This window comes from Nocardia thailandica NBRC 100428, assembly GCF_000308795.1.
GTDB classification, from domain to species: domain Bacteria; phylum Actinomycetota; class Actinomycetes; order Mycobacteriales; family Mycobacteriaceae; genus Nocardia; species Nocardia thailandica.
The window spans coordinates 1-2,986 of sequence record NZ_BAGK01000284.1 but is presented as its reverse complement, the minus strand read 5'-3'; the positions used below and the strand labels follow the sequence as shown (position 1 = coordinate 2,986).

At 69.3% G+C, this 2,986-nt stretch carries 1 protein-coding gene; it reads left to right on the top strand.

Annotated elements, in window-relative coordinates; translation table 11 throughout:
* Positions 1 to 2,986: beta strand repeat-containing protein (locus ON36_RS28580; RefSeq protein WP_043660180.1), on the top strand; the 2,986-nt coding region annotated here is incomplete at both ends.

Here is a 2,986-nt window from a genome sequence, read left to right as displayed (position 1 = left end):
TGGGTTCGGTCGGCGACGTCACCGGTGTGGCGGGCGACCTCACTCAGACGGTCGGCAACGTGACCGGGGTGGCGGGCGACCTCGTCGACGCCACCGCGGGAGACCTCACCCAGAGCGTCGGCAACATCGGAGACATCACAGGTGTCGCGGGCGACCTCACCAACTCGCTGGGAGACCTCACCGGCGTAGGCGGCGACGTGCTCGGCACCGTCAGCGCCACCACGGGTGATCTCACGGGTGTCGCCGGCTCGATCGGTGATCTCACGGGTATCGCCGGTGACGCGACCAACACGGTCGGCTCGCTCGGCGACGTCACCGGAGTAGGCGGTGACCTGCTCGGCAGTGTCACCGGCGTCGCGGGAGACGTCACCAACACCGGTGACCTCGTGGACCTCACCGGGGTGGCAGGTGATCTCACGACGACCGCAGGCTCGATCGGCGACGTCACGCAGTCCATCGGCGACCTCACCGGCGTCGCAGGCGATCTCACGGGCGTCGCCGGGGACCTCACCAACACGATCGGCTCCGTCGGTGACGTAACTCAGTCCGTCGGCGACCTGACCGGTGTCGCAGGGGATCTCACGCAGACGGTCGGTTCGGTCAGTGACGTCACCGGCGTCGCGGGCGACCTCACGGGCATCGCGGGAGACCTCACCGGAAACAGCGGAGACCTCACCGGCCTCGCCGGCGACCTGACCGCCTCGATCGGCAACATCTCCGACAACCTGAGCGGAATCACCGGCGTAGCGGGTGACCTGACGCAGACGGTTGGCTCGATCGGCGATGTCGCCGGCGTCGCGGGCGACCTCACAGGTATCGCGGGGGACCTCACCGGCAACACCGGCGACGTCACGCAGACTCTCGGCTCGGTGGGTGACCTGACCAGTTCGGTCGGCGACATCAGCGGTGTCGCGGGCGATCTCACCAACACGATCGGCACCGTCGGCGATGTGACCCAAACCGTCGGCGATCTCACGCAGACGGTCGGCTCGGTAGGCGACGTCGTCGGTGTCGCGGGCGATCTGACGCAGATGATCGGTTCGGTGGGCGACGTGGCCAACTCGGTAGGCGACGTCACCGGCGTCGCGGGTGATCTCACCGGCAACACCGGCGCTCTGACCGGTGTGGCAGGCGACCTGCTGAGCAACTCCGGAGACGTGACCGGCGTCGGCGGTGATCTGCTCGGCGACGTGGACGGCACCGTCGGTGACCTGACCGGTGTCGCGGGCCCGATCGGCAACGTCACCAACACCTTCGGCGACCTGACCGGTGTCGCCGGCGACCTGACCGGCAACTCGGGCGATCTCGTCGGCTCGGTAGGTGACGTCACCGGCGTCGCGGGTGATCTCACGGGAATCGCGGGCGACCTCACCGGAAACGCCGGTGACCTGACCGGCGTCGGCGGCGACCTCCTCGGCGACGTCAGCGGCGTCGCGGGCGACGTGACCGGCAACTCGGGGACCATCGCCGGCATCGCAGGCGACCTGATCGACACCGGCGACGTGACCGGCACGGTCGGCGACATCTCCGCTCTCGCCGGCGGCCTGGCGAACGACACCGACGTCACCGGCGTGGCAGGCGATCTGACGAACAGCGTGGTGAACGGCGATCTCACCGGCGCCACGGGTGACGTCACCGGCATCGCCGGTGACCTGCTGAGCAACAACGGCGATCTGACCGGTGTGGCCGGTGACCTCCTGAGCAACAGCGGTGACCTGACCGGTGTGGCAGGTGACGTGCTGAGCAACAGCGGCGATCTGACCAACGTCGCAGGGGACATCTTCAGCAACTCGGGCGACATCGCGGGCGTCGCGGGAAATCTCACCGGTGTCGCCGGAGACCTCACCAACTCGGCCGGTTCGGTCGGCGACATCACCGGAATCGGCGGCGACCTCGTCAACGATGTCACCGGCAACTCGGGCGACATCACCGGAACGCTCATCGGTTCGGTGGGCGATCTCACCGGCAACAGCGGCGATCTGACCGGCGTGGCAGGCGACCTGACGGGCGTCGCAGGCGATCTCACCGGCATCGCGGGCGATCCGAGTCTGATCGGCTCGATCGGCGACGTCACCGGCGTCGCGGGCGGCCTGGTCAACAACACCGGCGACCTCACCGGCGTCGGCGGTGACCTGGGCGGCGATGTCACCGGCGTTGCAGGCGACCTGCTCAGCAACAGCGGCGACCTGACCGGCGTGGCAGGCGACCTGACGGGCACCGTGGGAGACCTCACCGGCAACAGCGGTGACCTGACCGGCGTCGCGGGCGGCCTCGTCAACGGCGACTTGATCGACAACTCCGGCGCGATCGGCGGTCTGATCAACAACACGGGCGACGTCACCGGCGTCGCGGGCGGCCTCATCGACAACTCCGGCGACCTGACCAACGTCGTCGGCCAGCTGGGTGACGTCACCAACACCGGCGATCTCGTGGGTGGCCTGGTGAACGGCGACGTCACCGGGGTAGCCGGCGACCTGGTCGACAACAGCGGCGACCTGGCAGGCGTCGCCGGTGACCTCACCAACTCCGTCGGCGACATCACCAACACCGGCGACATCGCCGGCCTCGCGGGCGGCCTCGTGAACGGCGATGTCACCGGCATCGCGGGCGACGTGACCGGGGTAGCCGGCGACCTGGCCGGCAACAGCGGCGAGATCACCGGCGACCTCGTCGACAACACCGGCGCCATCACTGGCCTCGTCACCGGCGACATCCTCACGGACCTCGTCGACAACTCGGGCACGATCGGCGACCTGCTCAACAACACCGGCGACGTCAGCGGCGTCGCAGGCGACCTGGTCGGCGGCGACATCACGGGCGGCGTGGTGAACGGTGACGTCCTCGGCGACATCACCGGGAACTCGGGCGACCTGACCGGCGTCGCCGGCGGCGTGGTGAACAACGCGGGCGACATCGCCGCAGTCGCGGGCGGCCTGGTGAACGGTGACGTCCTCAGCGACCTCGTCGACAACTCCGGAGCGATCGG